Origin of the sequence: Kitasatospora sp. NPDC001547, from assembly GCF_042894165.1 — a bacterium.
Classification (GTDB): Bacteria; Actinomycetota; Actinomycetes; order Streptomycetales; family Streptomycetaceae; genus Kitasatospora.
Genome location: NZ_JBIAVL010000032.1, coordinates 45,190 through 64,344, shown reverse-complemented (window position 1 = coordinate 64,344; position 19,155 = coordinate 45,190). Strand labels below are relative to the sequence as shown.

Below are 19,155 nucleotides of genomic sequence, written 5' to 3'. Positions count from 1 at the left end.
ACGCACCCGCCGTCGCAATGCAACACGCTCCGCTGCCAGAGTCGCAAACGCGGAGTTCGACCCCCGCCAGCTCAATCACAACACGCACTCATCCGCACACGGCGTCTGCGGACACAAGGCACTCCTTCGCGGTGATCACGCTCGAACAGCTGTGGCGCGGGCACATCCAAGAGCTGGCGGCGATGACGCCGCGGCAGCGCGAGACCTACCAGATGGTCTTCGGTGATCCGCTGAACTGGGTTCGGATGCGCCTGGGCCACCGGTCGATCGAAACGACGCAGATCTACTTGCACACCTTGCAGGAGCTGGAGATGGAGACGCGGATGGCGCTGGTGCCGGACGGCTGGGAGCCGGCCGGTGTCCACCCCGACGACCTGGTGGTGGCCGATGCCGCCTGAAACGGACACGGACACGGGGACGGCCGCAGGGCGACGGCCCGGGCGGGGCAAGGTCTCGCCGCAGCCGGACGGCTTCTACGCCCCGCCGGCGGCGGACGGGCCGAGCGGGCCGGTGGTGGAGTTCTTCGGCGAGGACGGGCGCCGGGCGGTGTACTCGTTCGAGCAGCTGCCGTGCCCGGGCCTGCACGCCGTCCTTGCGGCGGCCTGGGCCCAGCGGGTCGGCCCGGCGGGGGGCTTGCGGACCCGCGGGGCGGCCGACGGCTCCTGGTCGGGTGTCGTGCGGCTGCTGCGGTGGCTGGGGGAGCTGGGCCGCCCGCCGCGGACCCTGGGCGCGCTGACGCTCTCCCACCTGCGCCGCTACGACCAGCACCGGCGTATGACGACCCAGGGGCCGGCGGTCGTGCAGGAGATGCACCAGGTGCGGGCGCTCCTGAAGGAGGTCGAGCCGCCCGAGGTGCTGCGACCGCCGGTGCGCGAGTACCTGGAGCAGCCCGCCCGGCTCTACGACCGCTGGCACGTGGAGCAGGAGCGGCCGCAGGTCCCGGGATACTCGGACCGCGAGTTCGCCGCGATCATGGCGGCCGCCCGTGGTGACGTGGCGGCGATCCGCCGGCGTCACCGGGCCGCGCGCGACCTCGTCGAGCGTTTCCGCGCGGCGCCGGAAGGCCTGGACGAGCCGGTCCGCTCCCGGGCCGCCGCCCTCGCGCGGACCCTGGAGACCGGTGAGGTTCCCCTCGTGCACACGACGCTGGCGGGCGGCGGCCGGGTCGCGGACATGAGGGCCTGGCGCGAGGCGGCCGGCGAGGTGTTCCTGACCACCCAGGACATCGTTCCCCTGCTGGTGCTCGGCGTCGGGTTGTCGGGCCGCAACACGGAGACGCTCAAGGAGCTGTCCTGCCAGCACCGGTTCCTGGAGGGCCGGGCGGTGGCGGTGAACCTCCTCAAGCGCCGGCGGGGCAAGAGCCGCTCGCGCGAGACGATCCACTGGGAGACCGGCACCGACGGCTCGCGCCTGCGCACCCCGGGGGGCTGGTTCCTGCTGCTGCACGAGCTGGCGGCCGCCGGGCGGGTTTTCAGCGGCTCGCGCAGGGTGTGGTCGATCTGGGCGGCCCACCACCCCGCCGGCCCCAGCGAGGGGCTGGCCGCCCGGCGCGCGGCCCACGGCCACATCGACCCGTTCGAGAACCGCCTGGGCCGGCAGCTGGACCTGTTCAAGTGGGCCGCCCGGCACGGGCTGACCGCGGACGACCCCGCCGACGGCAACGGCGGCGGGGCTGCGGGCGGGGCGCGGCCGCTGGTGCTGACCCTGGGCCGGCTGAAGAAGACGGTGGAGGTCCGCACCGCCCGCGCGGTGGGTGGGCACCTGCCGTCGGCGTCGCGCACGAATACCCCGAACGTCTCGTTCCTGCACTACCTGCGCAGCGATCCGCGGATCCGGGACTGGGCGGAGCAGGTGCTGACCGAGGCGCTGGAGGACGCCGAGGGCTCGGTGCGCGCCTTCCGCGGCCGGGTCCTCGCCGGGTCCGCCGCCGAGGAGGCCGAACACGACCCGCAGGCTGCGGCCGCGGCCCTGGGCACCACGCCCGGCACGCTCGCCGCGGCGCGGGCCGGCGACCTGGACACCCTGATGGCCGCCTGCCTGGACTTCGAGCACAGCCCCCACAGCGGCGGCGGGCCGTGCGACGTGTCGTTCCTGACCTGCCTGCGCTGCCCGAACGCGCTGGTCGCCGAGCACCACCTGCCCGCGCTGTTCGCGCTGCTGAACCAGCTGCAGGCCGACCTGGACGCGCGCGACGTCGACGACTGGGTCGGGCGCCACGGCGTCACCTGGCTGATCGTCACCCGCCTGATCCTGCCGAAGTTCACCGCGGCCCAGCGCGAGCTGGCCCGCGCGCGGGCACCGCAGTCCCTGCCGACCGACTTCCTCGACGGATTCAAGGAGCCCTCGTGACCGACCTCGCGGCACCCGCTGCGGGCCCAACCCGCGAACGCTTCCCCGCGCACGCGCCGGTTCTGGCCGGACGCCCGCTGGTGCCGGGGGTGCGGCTGGCCGACACCTCCCGGTTCGGCGACGACACCTGGCTCCTCAAGCACGCCCAGACGCAGCGGCACCAGGAGACGATCGTCATCAACTTCGCGCCCCTGCCGGCGCGGTTCCGCCGCACGGCCAAGGAGCTCGCCTTCCTGCTGCTGCGCGGGGATGTGCCGCCGGGCCTCAAGCCGGTGCGCAGCGTCGCCTCGGTCCGCAAGTACGTGACCGGGCTGAACGCCGTCTTCACCTGGCTGGAGGAGCGCGGCGTGCGTGCGGTGGCGGCGGTGACCCCCGGCGACGTCGAGGCGTTCACCGCCCACGTCGCCGGCCTGCGGGCTACGCACGACACCAGGGAGGCGCGCCACCGCGCGCTGCGGCTGCTGTGGCTGTTCCGTTCGGAGATCGGCGACCCGCTCACGTTCGATTCCGCCGCCGCGGCGGCGGACCGGGCGCCGGGCGCCCCGTCACGGGCGGCGGGGCGTGGCGGCCGGGAGAACGCCACCAGCCGCATCCCCGAGCAGGTCCACGCTCCGCTGCTGGTGTGGGCGATGCGCTGGATCGACGACTTCTCCGAGGACGTCCTCGCCGCGTACGAGGAGTGGCGGCAGCTGGACCGCTGGACGATGAGGAACCGCACGCGGCGCGGACAGCAGCCGATCGGACGGGCACAGGTGATCCCGTCCGTCACCGCCGTCCTGGACCGCTACCGCGCCGAGGGCCGACCGCTGCCAGGGTGGAAGGGCAGGGTGAACCTCAGCCACCTCGCGCGCGAGGCCAGGGTGCGGTGCGGCACCCTCGGCGCCGGGCGCCCTTCGGGGGAGCTGATCCGCCGGGCCGCCGCCGAACTCGGCGTCGCGGACGACACCTACCTGCGGACCCCGGTGGCCGGCCTCCTGGACGGGGCGCCCTGGCGCGGCCCGGTCCCCTACGACGGCATCGGCCGGCTGACCCGGCTGCTGCAGACCGCCTGCTACGTCACCATCGCGTTCCTGTCCGGCCTGCGCGACGGCGAGGTCAAGCACCTCAAGCGCGGCTGTGTGCAGGTCTGGCGCGACGAGAGCGGACGGATCGTGCGCCGCAGGCTGCACGGCCGGGCCTTCAAGGGCGAGACGGACCACAACGGCGCCGACGCCACCTGGGTGATCAGCGGCCCCGCCCAGCGAGCCGTCGACGTCCTGGAACGGCTCCAGCCCAGGCGCCAGGCGTACCTGTTCGCGCTGCTGCCGTCCTCACCCGGCTACACGGCACAGCACGGCCTCAACGAGGCCCGCACCACGAAGACGACCAACGCCGACCTGCAGGAGTTCCGCGACTGGATCAACGACTACTGCCGAGGCGCCGGCCGCGACGACGCCATCCCGCTGGTCGACGGCCGGCCGTGGCGCATCACCACCAGCCAGTTCCGCCGCACCCTGGCCTGGTTCATCGCCCGCCGTCCCGGCGGCGTCATCGCCGGCGCCCTGCAGTACCGGCACCTGCGCGTGCAGATGTTCGAGGGCTACGCCGGCAGCTCCGACTCCGGGTTCCGCGACGAGGTCGAGTCCGAGGAGGCGATCGCCCGCGGCGAGAAACTCGGCGACCTGATCACCAGCGACGAGTTCCACCGCCTCACCGGACCAGCTGCGGCCGAGGCGGAGAGCCGTCTCGCCGAGTTCGAGCGGCATGTCCAGTTCCAGGGCAAGGTCATCAACGACGCCAAGCGGCTCCGCCGTCACATGACCCGCCACGACCCCCACATCTACCCGGGCCGGTACGTCACCTGCGTCCACAACCCGGACCGGGCCCTGTGCCGCCGGGACGACGGCCAGGCCGGCCCCTCGCTGCCGGACTGCCAGCCCCTGCGCTGCCGCAACGTCGCCCTGTCCGCCGAGAACACCGACCACCTGCGAGCGGCCCTGGAAGCCCACGACCGGGAACTCGCCCGCGCGGACCAGCTGGCGCCGTTCGTCCGGCACCGGATCCAAACCCGCCGACAGGAGCTCGCCGACTTCCTCACCGAAACCGCCGTCACCGGCCCGGACACCAAGACGGAGAACCCGTGAGCCCCCGACTGCCCACCGACGAGCAGGTCCGGGCCGCGATGGAATCCGAACTCGCCGAGAGCGAGGCAGCCGCCCGGCGCGCCACCGTCACCAATGTCGAGAAGCGCCTCGGCGTCACCCACGCGACGTTCTACCGCAACTACCCGGAACTGATCACCTGGTTCAAGACCCGGCTCGCCGACCGGCACCGCTCGGCCACGACCCCCAAGAACAGCGCTCGGGCCGATGACGCGAACGCCCGTCTCCGGCGGGAGAACGGCGACCTGCGCAAGCTGGTCCGCATCTACGCCGAAGCGATCCGCCAGCTGACCGTGGACAAGGCCGCATTGGAGGACGAGCTGCAGGCGCTGAGCGGGGTGACCAGCCTCACCGAACGCCGCCTCCGCAGCGCGGACATCGGACAGAGCTGAAGGCCTCGCATGACCTCGAAGTAGCCACCTGGTGCTCCGGTCAGGTGCGGTCATCGACGGGGGCGGCGCCGCACCGCAGTCTCCTCGCCCGTTGCCAATCACACATCTTTCGACGCGGTCAGACCATAGCGTCGGCACGCTCGCCCCGGCCGACCGATATCAGGGAAGCGGCGAGTCCCGACCGGCCGACCACCGGCCGCCCCGAACCGGCCCCGGCCGTCAGGCCGTTCGGGTGTCGCGGTTGCCCGCCTTATCGCATCTCTCTCCTTGATGGCGGTCATAGTGGGCATTTCCGTCATTTAAGGATGGGAGGTGGCTGATTTGAAAAAACGGCCCCTCACTGATGGTGACTTTGTGGGTACTGTGTGCATCGCATCGTGGTAGGGCGTGTACGGCCTTGGAAGCTCCGGCTCGCGTCATCGCTCCGCCCGAAGCGCTTCTCCCGCCAGTTGGCACCAGCACCTCCAGTCATGCCGCTGATGGCCTCTCGCGCACGGGCGGCAGGAAGGAACTCGCATGTCCCTCCCCTCGACACTGCGGCGCTGCGGCGCTGCAGTGGCGGCCGCGGCGCTCTTGCTGCTCGCCCCGACGCCGGCGTCGGCTGTCGACTTCGGCCTCGGCGGCAACGTATCCCTCGGCTGGTCGGTCCCGAATGCTCCCTCAGGGCATCTGACCAACATCACCTTCCCGATGGCGATCAACCCGGCGAGCGAGCAGACCGGCCTCTACTACGCCCAGCAGTTCGGCGTCGCCAACGGCAAGACCGGCTATACGGGCCTGCAGCCCCAGCCGACCAGCGGCAACACCCAGCAGTTCCGTGCCATCTTCTCGGTGTTCGCCTCCGGCGGCGCCGGCACCCCCGGAGACACCTCCAGCGACGACCCCAACTGCCGACCGGGCGCCGACGGCGGCGGCGGCCAGTCGTGCTCCGTCCTCTTCAACGCCGTATACGGCCACACCTACAACCTCACGGTGAGGCGGACCGCGAACACGTCCACCACCGACACCTGGACCGGCGACGTTTACGACTCCGCCAACCCCCAGCAGCTCGTGGCCCACATCGGCAGCTGGACGGTGCCGAGCGGTCTGCTCACCTCCTCGGGCAGCGGGTTCGTCGAGTACGTCTACTACAACGCCGCCAGCACCTGTGCTCAGAACACGGTGTCCGACGCTTACTTCGGCGGCCCCAGCAGCACGGACGCGGGTGGCCTGTCCGGCGTGGTCAACAACGTCTACGAGTACGGCAGCTGCGCGGGGCAGTCCAATTTCGCCAGCACGCCCTCGGGGTCGGGCCAGCACGTCGTGCGCGGCTTCATCAGTACCAGCCCCATCAAGGGCTCGGCCTCCGGTCTCTGCCTGAACTCGCCCAGCCAGGACCCCTGGGGCGCGCAGACGAACATCGTGGCCTGTGACGGCACCGGAAAGCAGATCTGGAAGTTCCTGCCCGATTCGCCGAGCGTGTCCACCTCCCCGGTGCCCACCACCCCCCTCAGCCCCCAGGGCGTGATCCAGGGCTTCCTGCGCTTGGGAGCGACGGACCCCCACGGCTACGACGTGTGCCTGGACAACAACGGCGAGAGCACTCCGGGCGGCAAGGTGACCGTCTGGGGATGCGGCTCCCATAACACCAACCAGCAGTGGCGGCTCTACCCCGACGGCACCCTTCGCGCCGCGAACTCGGGCCTGTGCATCGATGTCGCAGGCGGCGCGACCGGCAGCGGCAGCCTGCTCGTCCAGCAGACCTGCAACGGCGGCAACAGCCAGAAGTGGGTCCGGCAGGCCAACCCCTGATCCCGGATGATCCCGGAGTGACCAAAACCTGACGGCGCCGTAGGCGCCTGAACCATGCGCGTACGCATAGGCGGCGCCCTTGCCCTGATAAGGGCAAGGGCGCCGTGGTGTGCCGGGGAGGGTCAGGGCGGGATGTCGCACAGCACCTGCACGGCGGACAACGGACAGAACTGAAAAGCCCCCATAAGATCACCGCGCGGGGAAGCGAGCACCACGAGACCGTCGCCCAGTACCTGAGGGACCATCTGGACCGCAAGGTCGTCGTGCGGCCGGGCGAGGAGATCAACTACTGGGAAACCGAGCACGTCATCCTCGTGGGCAACACCAAACCCGGCGCCGTCGTCTACGTGGACGACAAGGGCGAACACTTCACCGGGTGGGACACGGCCCTGGTGGGTCTGCCCGACTCGCCGGACGACCTGCCCCACGACCTGCCCCACGACGTGCTCCCGGCGCAGCGCCGCAGGGCCGGGAGCAACCTTTGGTGGCTCCCCCAGGCGCTGTCCAACCCGTCACCAAGGTTGGTGCGCTGTAGTGAAACCGCAGGTCAAAGCATTGGTGGGCGCCGTGTCCGAACCGGTATCGGCGGCGGGTCCTCCACCAAGGGTTCCACCAAGGTTCACAGGCTCCACTGGGGTCACCGGCCGCCGACGTGGTGGCCCGCGACCCCCGGGAGCACCCCGCCCATGACCGTGAACCACCTGCCGGCCGCCACCGAGCGCGCCCGGCTCGCCGCCCTCGGCGCCGCCCAGAACCTCGCCACCGCCGCCGGTGCGGCCGCCGCCGCTCTCGCCGTGCACCGCGCCCTGCGCGGCCGGCGCCCCGCCGACGAGCGGATCACGGCGACGGCACTGGCCGCGATCGGCGCCGCCGTGGTCGTCCAGGAGATCCTGGACACCGCCCTGGCGCCCCTGCGCCGGTCCGCCCTCGACCGCCACCCGCTCCTCGACGCACCGCACACCCCGCCGCCGGCGGCGGCCGCCGAGGAGGCGCAGGGCGGGGCGCAGCTGACGATGCGGGACATCGAGGCGGCCGCCCGCGCGGGCGCCGCCTACGAGGCGCGGATCAACTCCGCCGCCATCCTGGGCGCCGACGGGCCGCTGTGCGAGCACGCCCAGTGGTCCGGGGCCCCGGACGGGTCGGCCAGCCTCGGCCTGCCGTTCGGCGCGGTCCTGCGCTACCGGCCGGTCCGGTCGCAGGACGGGGTGCGCACCGCCGTGCCGTGGGAGGAGCGGTTCACGGTGAGCGCCGGCGGCGAGGACACCACCGTCCTGACCGGCGCCGACGTGCTCGCCGTCCTGGAGCCCCTGGCCGGCGGACAGCCCGGGTCGGCGGACACGGCCCTGGCCCGGGTGGTCGCCGACCCGGAGCCCGCCGCCGAGCCGTACATCACCGTCCGCCCGGCCAACCGCCTGGCCTAGGCCCATCGCCGGCCGGGCCGACGGGGGCCCGCACCCCCCGCCGGCCCGGCCGGACCCGAACCCCGCCCGCCCCACGGACGGGCGCGCGGCCGGACCGGCCGCCGTGCCACGAGGAGAACCTGATGCACCCGCACATCGTCGCCGGGATCCTGGAGCGCTCCCAGAACACCTCGCTCCCCGCCGAGCTCACCCGCGCCGCGCTCGGCAGCGCGCAGCTGCTGCGGGAACTGACCCGCCAGAGCATCGAAGCGCTGAACGACCACGGCGCCCGCAGCCCGCACCGCCCCACCGGGGCCGAGCTGCGGGACGTGGCCGCCGCCCACCGCCGGATCGCCCCCGCGCCCGCCGCCGACCTCGACGCCCTGGCCGACGCCCTGGAGCGCGCCGCCGACTGGCTCGACACCCACCCCTACGGCCAGGACACCGGCCGGCCCGGCCACGGCATCCTCGCCGCCGTCGAGCACCACACCCCGGACCTGCGCCTGCGCTACGACGTCCTGACCGTCATCACCCAGCACCTCCCCGAGCCCGGCATGACCATCACCGCCTGGGAACGCGAGGCCGAGCCGGGCCGCGTCCTGGCCGCGGCGATGCTGCGCTCCCTCGCCGCCCGCCGCGTCGCCCCCCGCTACCCGCGGCCGCCCGTCGAGCCCGCCCCGTACGCCCCCGAGCCGCTCGACCCGTTCGACCCGTTCAGCGAGCCCGCGGCCTACACCGTCCACCCGGCGCCCGACCACACCCTCATCACGGACCGGCGCGCCCGCGTGCGCGCCTACCAGGAGGCCGCCGCCGGCACCACCCACCCCCGCCTGGCCCAGATCTACCAGGACCACGCCGACCGGCTGCGCGCCCGATAGGAACCGCCCCGGCCGGCACCTTGCCGCGGAACTTCCCGCGTCCCACCTTCACCGGAGGCCCAGTGACCACCTACCCGAATCCCGTCGAGGCCGTCATCGCCCGGCCCGTCACCGTCGAGACCCCGCCGGACCAGGTCCGGGAGACGCTCTTCCTCCTGGCCCAGGCCGGGTTCCGCCTGGACCTGGTCCTGCCCGACGGCACGGCGGCCAGCTACCACCCCGCCGTCACCGGCGTCCGGGTTCGCCCGCTCGCCGCCGGCGACGCCGCCGTGCTCGCCGCCTACGGCGAACCCCTCCGGCTCCCGCCGCTGCTACGGCGTTCGCAGGAGGCCTTCCATCTGTGGCAGGCCGCCGCGGCCGGGAGCGGCACGGCGCCCGGGGACACCGGCGGCGACCTGGCTGCGGCGCGGATGGAGCACGCCTACCTGCTGGCCCACGCGGTGGCGCTGGACGTCGCGTCGCTGCGCGATGGCGCGGACCCCGCGTCGGCCGACGCGGTGGAGGCGGCCAACCGGCTGCGCGCCCTGGCCGGCCTGGTCCCCGCCGACGGGGGAGAGGCCCTGTCCTGGCTCCGCTACACCTACGCCAGCCGCCTGGCCGGGGGCGTCCGGTTCTGACGCCCCGCCGGGCCGTCCCAAGGGCCGGGGCACCGGCCCGGACCGCCGATGACAGCAACCTATGCCACCGAAATGGTGGCCAATGCTTGTGTGGCCACCATTTCAGTGGCATAGTGGGGGGTGTCAGGCCCGGACCACCTCGTCCGCGGCCCGCCCCTCGCTACCGGCGCCCACCGCGCCGCGACCCCGCCGCCTGCCCTCAGGCGCCGAGCCCCAGGCCTGCCGGGGCAGAGCCGAGAGGTACCCATGACCACCGAGAACCAGCACACCGCCCGGACCCCCGGTCCGCTCCGCGTCGAGATCGAGGTCCTGACGGGCACGGTCACCGTCGCCACCAGCCCCGACGTCGAGCGCGCCACCGTCACCGTGCACACCGCGGACGACCACGGCGCCTTCGCCGACGTCGTGACCGGCACGAGATTCCTGGAGCACGGCCGGACCCTGAAGGTGCGGATCCCGAACACCGGCGCCGGCGAGGCGCACTTCGCGGCCCCGCACACCGGTACGACCGTCCACAACTACTTCCGGGGCAACCTCGGAGGTGGCCTCATCCAGGGCGCCACCGTCGTGCAGGCCGGCAGGACCACCGTGCGCAGGGCCGCCGGAGTGCGGGACATCGTCTTCACCCAGAACGGCACGGACAGCTTCCAGATGCTCGGCGGCGTCGAGGGCGCGGTCTTCTCGCAGAGCGGCCTCGGGAAGGTGCAGATGGACGACGGCACCCTCTCCGTCAACGGCGTGGTCATCGTCCGCAACGGCGTGGTCGCCGTCCCGGAAGGCACCCGGGTCGACAGCGCTCCCGGTACCGTCCGCGTCGACATCCAGCTGCCGCCCGGCAGCGACGTCGTCTTCAGCAGCAGCGGCGAGGCCTCCCTCACGCTCGACGGCGAACTGCGCCGGGTCGAGGCCGTCCTCGCGGACGGGGCGCTGTCCGCCGCCCGGGCGGACATCGGCATCGCGAAGGTCAGCACCATTACCGGCGACATCAGCCTCGGAAACACCCGCGACAGCGCGGTCCTGAACACCGACACCGGCGACATCAAGATCCGCCGCTTCGGGGGCGGCGAGCTCACCGCGACCAGCACCAGCGGTGACATCAAGGTCCGCACCCCGGACGGGGTGAACCGCCCCGCGACCGTCACCCTGAACACCGTCTCGGGCCACATCCACACCCGGGGACTCGCCCGGCTCCCCCACCTACGACTCACCGCGAACTCCCGCACCGGCGACGTCCAGCACCGCATCTGAACCACCTCGGGGCGGCCGACTGAGCTGGCCGGCCACGCGGCCGCCCCGAGGCACAGGACCCGATCCAGACGGCCGGGACCCACCACCATGGTCCCCGACTGATCCGGAGAAGCAATGACCACCCCCGACGACCCCGCCCGCAGCACTCACCCCGACACCCCGAAGGGACGCCTGGACGCCGCAGCCGAGCAGCTGGACCTGGAGATCGGCGCAGCCCAACGGAAGTTCTGGCGTGCGGTGCGCGCCGAGATCGACGCCAGCACCCAGGCCGAGATCGCGGCCACCATGGACGTGAGCCGCGAACACCTGCGCCGCAACCTGAAGCGCTGGGCCGACCCGGCCGACGGCGACATCGCCGGCTGACCCACCGCCGAAACCCAGTGTGGTGCCCGCCCGGCGGGCACCACACCGTCACCCCGACCAGGCCTCCGGCAGCGAACCCCTCACGGTGCCCCGCGCAACGGCCGTCGACCGCACCGCCGGTCCAGCCACCGCCCTCCCCGCCCCGGCCGCGCCGACCAGCCAGCCCGCTGCCCGGCGAGCGAGCGGACCCCGCACCACCCCACACTCCTCGCACCTCACCGCGGCCGCGCCGACCGGCAGGCCGCCCCCGCCAACACCCCGCCGAAGGACGCCATGACCATCACCACCACCACCGTGCGGGCCGCCGAGCTGGCCCGGATCCTCAACCAGACCGCCCCCCACCGCTCCAAGCCCGACACCTGGCAGGACGGTTCGGTCACGCTGCTCGACGCCGACCCGGTCCGCCTGCACGCCGTCACCACATCCCGCTACACCCTGGCTGTCGCCAGCGCCACGCTCCGCACCCCGGACAGCGAGGAGACGAGTGCGGGGGGCGAGCCGTGGAGCACCACCCTCCAGGGCGACGACGCGGACAGCCTCGCCGCTTGGGCCCGCACCCGCGGCTACGACGAGGACGTGCGCCTGATCGTCGCCCCCGACCGCCTGGACGCCTCCACCCTCACCAGCAGCCTGCACGTGCCGGTCAGCGCGGCCAAGTTCCCCCTGCGCGGCGGCTGGCGGCCGTTCATCGCCGCCCGCGTGGAGCCCTCCACCGGCCCCGCGCCCGCGCCGATCGCCCTCGACACCGCGATCCTGCGCCGCTGGAAGGGCGTCGGCGGCTACGTGTGGCTCGGCGTGTCCGAGCACGACAGCAGCCTCCTCGTGCTGGGGGAGAACTTCATCGGTGTGCAGGCGCCGGTGAAGCGGGAGTGGCAGGCGCCCCTCGCCCAGGCCTCCGCGGCGGCCGACGGTCGCCCCGTGGAGGAGCTGCCGCTGCCCAACGGCGACGACGAGTTCTCCAGCATCCGCTGGGAGATGCTCCGTCGGATGGTCGTCGCCGACGAGGCGATCAAGGACGCCCGCTACGCCGGTGACGATGCGCTGGCGGACGCGGTCCTCGCGGTGGCCGGCTCCTCCCACGTGGCCGTACGGGCCCTGCGGGCGCTGGAGAAGATCGACCCCCGCCGCGCGCACGAGCTCGCCGCCGCGATCAGCGACGAGCTCGACAGGGGTGAGTTCACCGAGGCCGCCTTCGAGACCGCCGCGGCCCTGAACCTCGACCCGAGCGCGTGGATCGCCCAGTACAACGCCTCCAGGACCGCCCCCCAGGAGTCCTGACCCCCAGCCAGCCCCGCCTCGGCCCCGGCCCCGGGGCACCGTGCCCCGGGGCTCACCACACGACCAGGAGGAATCCTCCGTGGACCCCTACACGCCCACCGACGTCACGTCGCCGGAGCTGCTGCCGCAGGCCCTGGAGACGAAGGTCCCCGACTGGGCCGAAGGCGCGCCGACCCCGGACGCCGTGACCGACTGGCCCGCGCGCCAGGCCGCCGCGATGGTGTGGTTCGCCCTGGACGCGCGCGGCTGGCCGCTCAACCCCGCCGGCCGCACCGGCACGACCGGCCGCCGCCTCGGCAAGTGGGGCGAGAACGCCGCGGCCGACGCGATCGTGGTCGCGGGGACCGCCCCGGACCGGCAGGTCCTGCTGATCACCCGGGACGACATCGGCGTCGCCGCGACGCCCGGCGGCATGATCGAGGACGCGGACAGGACAGCCGAGGACGACCCGGACAAGACCGTTGAGAACGCCCTGCTTCGCGAGCTGCTGGAGGAGACCGGCGTCGACCTGAGGGGCCACCAGGTCGTCATCCTGGGCCGCCAGGTCGTCGAGGACTGGCGCAACACCGACCAGGCCTGGGCCGCGTCCGCCTACGGACTCATCCAGGTGACCGCCACGGTGCCCGCCGTCGGGGCCGACGACGCGCGCGACGCCGGCTGGTGGCCGTTCGCCTCCCTCGACCAGCTCGAAGCCGCGCTCGCCGCCGACGGACGCACCCTCTACGCCGCGCACCGGCCTCTGCTGCAGGCCGCCCTGGACCACCTCGCCCAGTAGCGGGACACCGTCCGCTCGGGGACCGGCCACCGCGGCCGGTCCCCGAGCAGACGGTGTCCCGGCTCCGGCCCCACCGCCTCCGGCCGGCGCCCTGGAGCTCAGACACCCCGCACACCGAGAGGACCCCCGTCGATGGCGATCCACGAACCCGAGCCCGCTGCCACACCCACCGCATCCTCCGAGGCCCGGTCCCGGCAGAGCCGCGGCACGTCCCTCGCCGACGCGGCCCTCGCCCTGGCCGACCAGCTGGACGGGCCCACCGGGGGCCAGGCCGCCGACCCGCTGCCCTACGTGCCCTTCGGTGCGTCCCCGGGCCCCCGTGACGTCCTGGCCGCCGCGAACCGCGCCGGCCTCTTGACCGTCGCCGCCCAGCTCGGCGCCGCACCCGCCGTCGGCCCCGACGGCCAGACCCGTGTCCGCCGCGCGGCCGTCACCGTCCTCGTCGCCGACGCCGACCTGCGCCGGCGCCTGACCGCCGCGGCCCGCAGCGCCGGACTGACCGTCACCGACTACGGCTTCCCGGCCTTCTCGCCCCGCTACGGCTTCGGCGGCAGCACCGTCTCGCTCTGCGACGGGGAACCCGACGCCGAGTTCGGACCCCGCCGGGACCGGTCCGGCATGCACTACCTCCTGCCCGGCCGCCGCCCCGACGCCCTGCGCGAGGCCGCCCGCGCCCGGCAGATCACCCTCGTCGACCCCGAATGGGGCCGCAACGACCGGCTGTGGCCGCTGCTGGCCCGCCTCGCCCCTCCCACCGGAAAGACCCCACGGATGCACCACCAGCACCGCGACGACCCCCGCACCGCCCTCGTCACCTACGGCACGAGCGCCCACCTCTACGACGACGTCCTGGAGGGACTCACCGACGACGTCGAGGACGCCCTGCTCGACACCGTCGAGCAGGCGCTGCGCCTGCTGGCCGAACCCGGCACCAGCCTCGACCTCGACCAGGTCCTTCAGGCCCTGCAGTCCCTGCGCCACCAGCCGCAGGAGACCACGGAGCCGTCCACGGCGCCCGTCGATCGGTTGGACGCCTACAACCGGACCGCCCGCGAGGCCATGGCCCTGACGGCCGCTCTGGGCGACTTCCAGGCCGGACTGATCCGCAGCATCGAGCCGGGCATCTCCCGCACCCTCTTCCTCCAGGGCCTCGCCGTGGCGGCCGCCGCCGCCCCGCTCGAAGGCACCGCCTTCCCGCTGCGGGGGACGACGGAGGCCGACCGGTGAGCGCCGACAAGACCCGCCGCACCCTCGCCGCCCTCGGCCTGCCGCAGGACTGCCTCCTCGTCCTGCTCGGCATCTCCGGCGCCGGGAAGAGCACCCTCGCGCGGATGCTCTTCCCGCCGGCCGCCGTGCTCAACGCCGACCACCTCCGGGACGTCCTCGTGGGCGACCCCGGCGACCAGGGCGCCTCCCGCGCGGCATGGGCCATGCTCCACCAGCAGCTCGACCACCGGCTCGGGACCCAGCGCCGCGACGGCGCGCCCACCGTGGTCGACGCTGTCAACGCCGAGGCGTGGGTACGCCGGGACCTCATCGCCGCTGGCCGCAGCCACGGCATGCCCGTCGTCGCCCTGGTCGTCGACGCCGACCTCGAAACCGCTCTCGCCCGCAACACCGCGCGCGAGCGCCGCGTGCCGGCGGACATCATCACCGCCCAGCACGAGGAGCTCACCCAGTCCCTGCCCGGGCTCCTGGCCGAGGGCTTCGCCGCCGTGCACCACGCCCGCAATCTGCCGATCCTGGACGTCGTCCTGGAACGCAGCGCCGCACGGGAGGACGCGAACCCGGAGCGCCACATCGAGCGGGTCTTCGGCCGCGACCTGGCCCTGCTGTTCACCTGTCACGACGGTGAGGACGAGGGCGGCTACCGCGCCGGTGCCTTCGCCGTCGGCGGCCGGGAGCTGACGGTCCGGTGGGTCGACCTGGACGACCCCGCCGAGGTCCGCCACCAGGCGCGGGTCGCCTGCCCGGACTGCGGGGGGCCTGCGTGGATGTCCGCCTACTCCGCGAAGGACCTCTACGACGCCGCGCGCGGCTCCCTGCCCTACGCGGCCAGCTGCCCGGGCGGCTGCTTCTGAAGCCCGCCCCGCCGGTGCGGCCCGCCCCCGGGCCGCACCGCCCCCATGCCCGACCCGACCACCCGGGAGACCCGTTGAGCATCCTCACGACCGGCCTGGCCGCCCCAGACACCGGCCACTCCCACGCCCTCCCGGCCGCGCCCGTGGCCGTCCCGGCGCGCATCCAGCGCCTGCGCACCAAGGGCTGGCGCGCCCCCCAGGGCACCGTCTACGTCGGCCGCGGCAGCGTCTGGGGCAACCCGTGGCGCGTCGGCGCCACCTGCGGCTGGACCGTCCTGCCCGGAGGCTGGATCGACCGCCGCCCGCACGGCCCGCTCACCGCCGAAGAGGCCGTCGCCAGCTTCCGCAACTTTCACACCCACGACATCGAGTTCCTCCGGACGATCCGCGAACGGCTGGCTGGCCGGACGCTGATGTGCTGGTGCCGCGTCGGCGCGGTGTGCCACGGGGACTGGCTGCTGGAGGTGGCGAACAGCCCGGTGCCGCTGGAGAGCCTGGTGGACCGCAGCGCCAAGCCCGACTTCCTGGAGGCCTGAACCATGGAAGCCGCCCTCCACCGCGTCCGCGAGGCGTCCGAAGGCCCGGGCGCGCCCGGCTCCGTGGACCCCGACCGGCCGACCCGGCTCACCGACGCGCAGATCGCCGAACTCCGCGGCCGCGCACGCCGCGAGGCCGGCCCGTTCGTCAACCCGGCGTTCATCCACGCCACGCGGCACTTCCACAACCGCGACTGGGCCGCCGCGATCACCGGCAGCAGGGAGTTCTCCATCGGCCACTGGCCGACCCTCTACCTGCTCCACATCGCCATGCAGACCGAACCCGAGCCGCCCGTCACCCGCAGCCAGCTCGCCGAACGCGCCGCCGCCGAGGAGCGGATCCGGGCGGCGGAGGCGATGCGCCTCCTGCGGGAGCAGCACACCGCCGACCGACGCCGGGCCGAAGCCGAAGCGTGGGCCGCGGCGGTGCGCGGCTGCCTGGTGAAGGTCACCGTACGGGAGAATCTGCATGCCCGGGTGCGCGGCGGCGCCCGCGAACGCCTGCGGCACGTCGTGCCGGTCAGCGAGGCCGCCTCGGGGCGCAGCCGGCGCCACCTCGCCGGCCGCGCCCTGTGCGAGACCCCCGGCCGTGCCAGGCCGCTCCAGCTGGCCGACGAACCGGCCGGTGAACCGGCGACGTGTCGGCGCTGCCTGGCCTACACCGCCCAGATCCGCCCGGCCGGGGCCGCCTGACGGCCCGGCCGGCCGGGCCCGAGCACACCCTGCTGCCGAGCCCGCTCCGATCCCTTCGCCCCAACCGTCCGGAAGGACCATGATGACGTCATCACCCGACCCGCTGACCAGCGCGAACGCGCTGTGGCGGAACCTGGTCGAGCACCAGCCCGCCGTCGCCGCCGCCCTCGCCCTGCAGCTGCGCGAGCTGCCCGACACCTGGGCCCAGCGTGAACTCGGCGTCGCCCGCCCGCACGCCGCGCTGGACCTCCAGCCCTTCAGCCGCGTGCCGGTCGAGGTCGCGCCGCACTCCCAGGACTGGGAGGAGTGCCCGGCCTGCGACGAGGCCGAGGGGCTGTGCCGCTACCACACTGGCCTCGCCACCGGCTATGAGGTGCTGCACCGCCCGCTCCGGGAGATCTCCGCGGCCGACCCGGCGGTGACCCTCGTGGACGTCCTGCAGCGCCTGGAGGAGGCGGACGAAGCCGCCGAGAACGGCGTGCTGGCCGCCGCCGTCACGCGGCTGATCGAGGAGCAGCAGGGATGACGGCGCCCAGCACATCTGACCCCGCCGAGGCCGCGGCCCGCGTCCTGACCCCGCCCGCGTGCCCGGACTGCTCGGCCCCCACCCTCCCGCTGTCCGTCGAGGGAGAGCAGCTGTGGGTGTGCCCGTCGTGCGGCCGCCGTACGTACGGCACCGGTGACGAGGACGACGACGCCGACCTGCCGCCGTACACGGAGACGGGCCCCGACGGCGCCGTGTTCGTCTACCACGGAACTGGTGAGGTCGACATCGAGGCGACCGCCGAATGGGCCGCGCAGGACCGTGCGGACGAGGACGGCGACGAGGAGGAGGACCCGCACGCCGGGTGCTTCGAGCCGCACCGCACGACCGACGGCTACGCCGACTGCGACGGGAGGGAGCTGTGACCGAGTCCACCGCACCGGAGGGCCGCAGCGCGCCCGAAGGCCCCGCACCCGCACGCCGGCCCGGTGACGGCCCGCCAGGTCGAAGCCCGGGAATGAGCGCGGCGGACGGGCCGCCGCGCCTGGACCGGGCGCAGAAGTACGCCGAGGTCACCCACCGCGTCTACCGCGACCGTCGGGCCACCCCGTCGGCGCGTGAACTGCTGCTCGCCGTGGCCTACGCCCTGCTCGTCGCCCCCGGCGTCGAGGAGGGCCGGGTGCTCAACCGGGCCGCCGAGATGCTGGGCCGTGACGCGGTCGGACAGCCCCGCTACGACCGCCTGGTCGCCGACGACGCGCCCCGTTACGAGCCGCCCCGCGAGGCCGGCGACTGGGGCCCGAGCCAGGCCCCGGGCTGCGAGGCCCCGCGCATCCGCCCGTACGAGTACCGGCCGCGAACCGCCGCCCCGGTGGTCGACGAGGCGGTCGTGCCGCTGCGGCGCCCGCCCGCGCCGGTCCTGCACGTCCCCGCGGGCTACGTGCCACCGGTCGACTTCCGCAACGAGCGCGGGATCTGCGGCGCCGACTCCCACCACCGGGTACTGGAGCTGGACCCGCGCACCGGCTGGACCATCGCGCACTGGTACTGCAAGCGGCACGCCGACCACGCCGAGCGCGTCACCGAGCAACTGCGCGAACAGAACGCCGCCGCACCCCCGCCGATCCCCAACACCGGCGGCCTCCTCCCCGCCTACTTCCGGGCCCCGTGGGAGGGCGTCTACCGGCGCCACGCCCCGGCCACCTGGAAGCCCCCGACCTACGGCCTGTCGGCCGACGACTGGCCCGACCCGGGCAACCCGCCGCCGGCACGCCCCCGCCGCCTACGGGCCCTGTGAACCCCAGCACCACCCTCGGGCCGGCCATCCCACCGGCCCGAGGACCCGACCGCCCGCACCCCGCGACGCGGCCGCACACCTTCCCCAACCGATCCGACCGCCCAGGAGCCCCCCGTGACCCTCTTCGCCACCAACCCGCTCACCCCCGACACCGGCGACCGCCAGACCGCCTACTCGGTGCGCGCCCTCGCTGCCGCCCGCCAGCCCATCGACATCGTCGTCACCGATGCCCCGGGCGCCGAGCCCGGCATCGTCCGCTACCACCCGGAGAGCGAACCCGTCACCGAGGCGCTCGCCTGCGCCGCTGTCCGCGACGCCTACCCCGACCTGCCGTCGGTGGGCCGGCTCATGGTCCAGGCCGCCACCGAGTACCACCTGTGGCAGGACGCCCGCCGCGCCCCCGGCGCCGACCCGGCCCTGACCCACCAGCACCACCGCACCCACCTGCTCCTGCACGCGGTGGCCCTGGACATCGTCGCCCTCCAGTCCCAGGGCGACATCCACAGCGCCGCCCAGTGTGCCCAGGCCGTCAACGAGCTGCGCCACCTGGACGGCATCGGCGCGGCCGAGCGGGAGACCGCCCGCACCTGGCTGCGGACCACCTACCGCACCTGGCACACCGAAGGCCCCCACCCCTGGAACTGCGAGGGAGGCTGCGCCGGGCAGGGCTTCGTGATGACCTACATCCACGAGGACGGCGTCGCGGTCCACCAGGAGCCGGACACCTGCGACCGCGGCAACCCGGCCGGGGGCGGGGGGGGGGGGGGGGGGGGGGGGGGGGGGGGGGGGGGGGGGGGGGGGGGGGGCGCGGGGGGGGCGGGGGGGGCCGGGG

Annotated in this window: 21 protein-coding genes; 20 read left to right on the top strand and 1 reads right to left on the bottom strand. The window is 74.3% G+C overall.

Annotated features, from left to right (window positions below):
* Nucleotides 1–131 precede the first annotated feature (131 nt).
* From ACFY0X_RS34070 to ACFY0X_RS34050, 5 genes are all read left to right on the top strand, one after another.
* A complete protein-coding gene (locus ACFY0X_RS34070; RefSeq protein WP_387760386.1) occupies nucleotides 132–398 on the top strand; it encodes a hypothetical protein in 267 nt (88 codons plus the stop codon).
* Nucleotides 388–2,349, top strand: a complete 1,962-nt coding sequence (locus ACFY0X_RS34065) for a hypothetical protein (RefSeq protein WP_387760385.1) — start codon at nucleotides 388–390, stop codon at nucleotides 2,347–2,349. Before ACFY0X_RS34070 ends, ACFY0X_RS34065 begins: the two co-directional genes overlap by 11 nt.
* Nucleotides 2,346–4,472 carry a hypothetical protein gene (locus tag ACFY0X_RS34060; RefSeq protein ID WP_387760384.1) on the top strand — a complete coding sequence of 709 codons (2,127 nt, stop codon included), beginning with the start codon at nucleotides 2,346–2,348 and terminating at the stop codon, nucleotides 4,470–4,472. The genes ACFY0X_RS34065 and ACFY0X_RS34060 overlap by 4 nt, the downstream gene beginning before the upstream one ends.
* Complete coding sequence (locus ACFY0X_RS34055) at nucleotides 4,469–4,882, top strand: hypothetical protein (protein ID WP_387760383.1); 414 nt, start codon at nucleotides 4,469–4,471, stop codon at nucleotides 4,880–4,882. The genes ACFY0X_RS34060 and ACFY0X_RS34055 overlap by 4 nt, the downstream gene beginning before the upstream one ends.
* A 516-nt stretch (nucleotides 4,883–5,398) precedes the next feature.
* Nucleotides 5,399–6,673 (top strand): RICIN domain-containing protein, encoded by a 1,275-nt coding sequence (locus ACFY0X_RS34050; protein ID WP_387760382.1) that lies wholly within the window; start codon nucleotides 5,399–5,401, stop codon nucleotides 6,671–6,673.
* 122 nt (nucleotides 6,674–6,795) lie between these two features.
* Here ACFY0X_RS34050 and ACFY0X_RS34045 read toward each other — a convergent pair whose 3' ends face one another.
* Complete coding sequence (locus tag ACFY0X_RS34045; RefSeq protein ID WP_387760381.1) at nucleotides 6,796–7,113, bottom strand: hypothetical protein; 318 nt, start codon at nucleotides 7,111–7,113, stop codon at nucleotides 6,796–6,798.
* Between the two features lie 246 nt (nucleotides 7,114–7,359).
* Here ACFY0X_RS34045 and ACFY0X_RS34040 point away from each other — a divergent pair, with 246 nt between their 5' ends.
* The 15 genes from ACFY0X_RS34040 to ACFY0X_RS33970 form a co-directional block, all read left to right on the top strand.
* Nucleotides 7,360–8,094, top strand: a complete 735-nt coding sequence (locus tag ACFY0X_RS34040; RefSeq protein ID WP_387760380.1) for a hypothetical protein — start codon at nucleotides 7,360–7,362, stop codon at nucleotides 8,092–8,094.
* Nucleotides 8,095–8,216: 122 nt separating this feature from the next.
* Nucleotides 8,217–8,951, top strand: a complete 735-nt coding sequence (locus tag ACFY0X_RS34035) for a hypothetical protein (protein ID WP_387760379.1) — start codon at nucleotides 8,217–8,219, stop codon at nucleotides 8,949–8,951.
* A 62-nt stretch (nucleotides 8,952–9,013) separates the two neighbouring features.
* On the top strand, nucleotides 9,014–9,568 hold the full coding sequence (locus ACFY0X_RS34030; protein WP_387760378.1) for a hypothetical protein: 555 nt from the start codon (nucleotides 9,014–9,016) through the stop codon (nucleotides 9,566–9,568).
* Between the two features lie 246 nt (nucleotides 9,569–9,814).
* Nucleotides 9,815–10,816: a DUF4097 family beta strand repeat-containing protein gene (locus ACFY0X_RS34025; RefSeq protein ID WP_387760377.1), complete on the top strand. Its 1,002-nt coding sequence runs from the start codon at nucleotides 9,815–9,817 to the stop codon at nucleotides 10,814–10,816.
* Nucleotides 10,817–10,930: 114 nt separating this feature from the next.
* Complete coding sequence (locus tag ACFY0X_RS34020) at nucleotides 10,931–11,179, top strand: hypothetical protein (RefSeq protein ID WP_387760376.1); 249 nt, start codon at nucleotides 10,931–10,933, stop codon at nucleotides 11,177–11,179.
* A gap of 273 nt (nucleotides 11,180–11,452) precedes the next feature.
* Nucleotides 11,453–12,457 carry a hypothetical protein gene (locus ACFY0X_RS34015; protein WP_387760375.1) on the top strand — a complete coding sequence of 335 codons (1,005 nt, stop codon included), beginning with the start codon at nucleotides 11,453–11,455 and terminating at the stop codon, nucleotides 12,455–12,457.
* 79 nt (nucleotides 12,458–12,536) lie between these two features.
* The gene (locus tag ACFY0X_RS34010; RefSeq protein WP_387760374.1) at nucleotides 12,537–13,232 is read left to right on the top strand and encodes an NUDIX domain-containing protein; all 696 of its coding nucleotides are present in this window, start codon (nucleotides 12,537–12,539) and stop codon (nucleotides 13,230–13,232) included.
* 132 nt (nucleotides 13,233–13,364) lie between these two features.
* Nucleotides 13,365–14,459: a DUF6919 domain-containing protein gene (locus ACFY0X_RS34005; RefSeq protein ID WP_387760373.1), complete on the top strand. Its 1,095-nt coding sequence runs from the start codon at nucleotides 13,365–13,367 to the stop codon at nucleotides 14,457–14,459.
* Entirely contained in the window at nucleotides 14,456–15,313 is an 858-nt protein-coding gene (locus ACFY0X_RS34000) for an AAA family ATPase (protein WP_387760372.1), read from the top strand. Before ACFY0X_RS34005 ends, ACFY0X_RS34000 begins: the two co-directional genes overlap by 4 nt.
* A 74-nt stretch (nucleotides 15,314–15,387) precedes the next feature.
* On the top strand, nucleotides 15,388–15,849 hold the full coding sequence (locus tag ACFY0X_RS33995) for a DUF4326 domain-containing protein (protein ID WP_387760371.1): 462 nt from the start codon (nucleotides 15,388–15,390) through the stop codon (nucleotides 15,847–15,849).
* A gap of 3 nt (nucleotides 15,850–15,852) precedes the next feature.
* Nucleotides 15,853–16,542: a hypothetical protein gene (locus ACFY0X_RS33990; RefSeq protein ID WP_387760370.1), complete on the top strand. Its 690-nt coding sequence runs from the start codon at nucleotides 15,853–15,855 to the stop codon at nucleotides 16,540–16,542.
* A gap of 82 nt (nucleotides 16,543–16,624) precedes the next feature.
* Complete coding sequence (locus ACFY0X_RS33985; protein WP_387760369.1) at nucleotides 16,625–17,068, top strand: hypothetical protein; 444 nt, start codon at nucleotides 16,625–16,627, stop codon at nucleotides 17,066–17,068.
* Nucleotides 17,065–17,451: a hypothetical protein gene (locus tag ACFY0X_RS33980; RefSeq protein WP_387760368.1), complete on the top strand. Its 387-nt coding sequence runs from the start codon at nucleotides 17,065–17,067 to the stop codon at nucleotides 17,449–17,451. The genes ACFY0X_RS33985 and ACFY0X_RS33980 overlap by 4 nt, the downstream gene beginning before the upstream one ends.
* Before the next feature lie 92 nt (nucleotides 17,452–17,543).
* Nucleotides 17,544–18,323 carry a hypothetical protein gene (locus tag ACFY0X_RS33975; protein ID WP_387760367.1) on the top strand — a complete coding sequence of 260 codons (780 nt, stop codon included), beginning with the start codon at nucleotides 17,544–17,546 and terminating at the stop codon, nucleotides 18,321–18,323.
* A 114-nt stretch (nucleotides 18,324–18,437) separates the two neighbouring features.
* Nucleotides 18,438–19,155 (top strand): hypothetical protein (locus ACFY0X_RS33970; protein WP_387760366.1); only part of this gene is annotated, 718 nt, incomplete at its 3' end.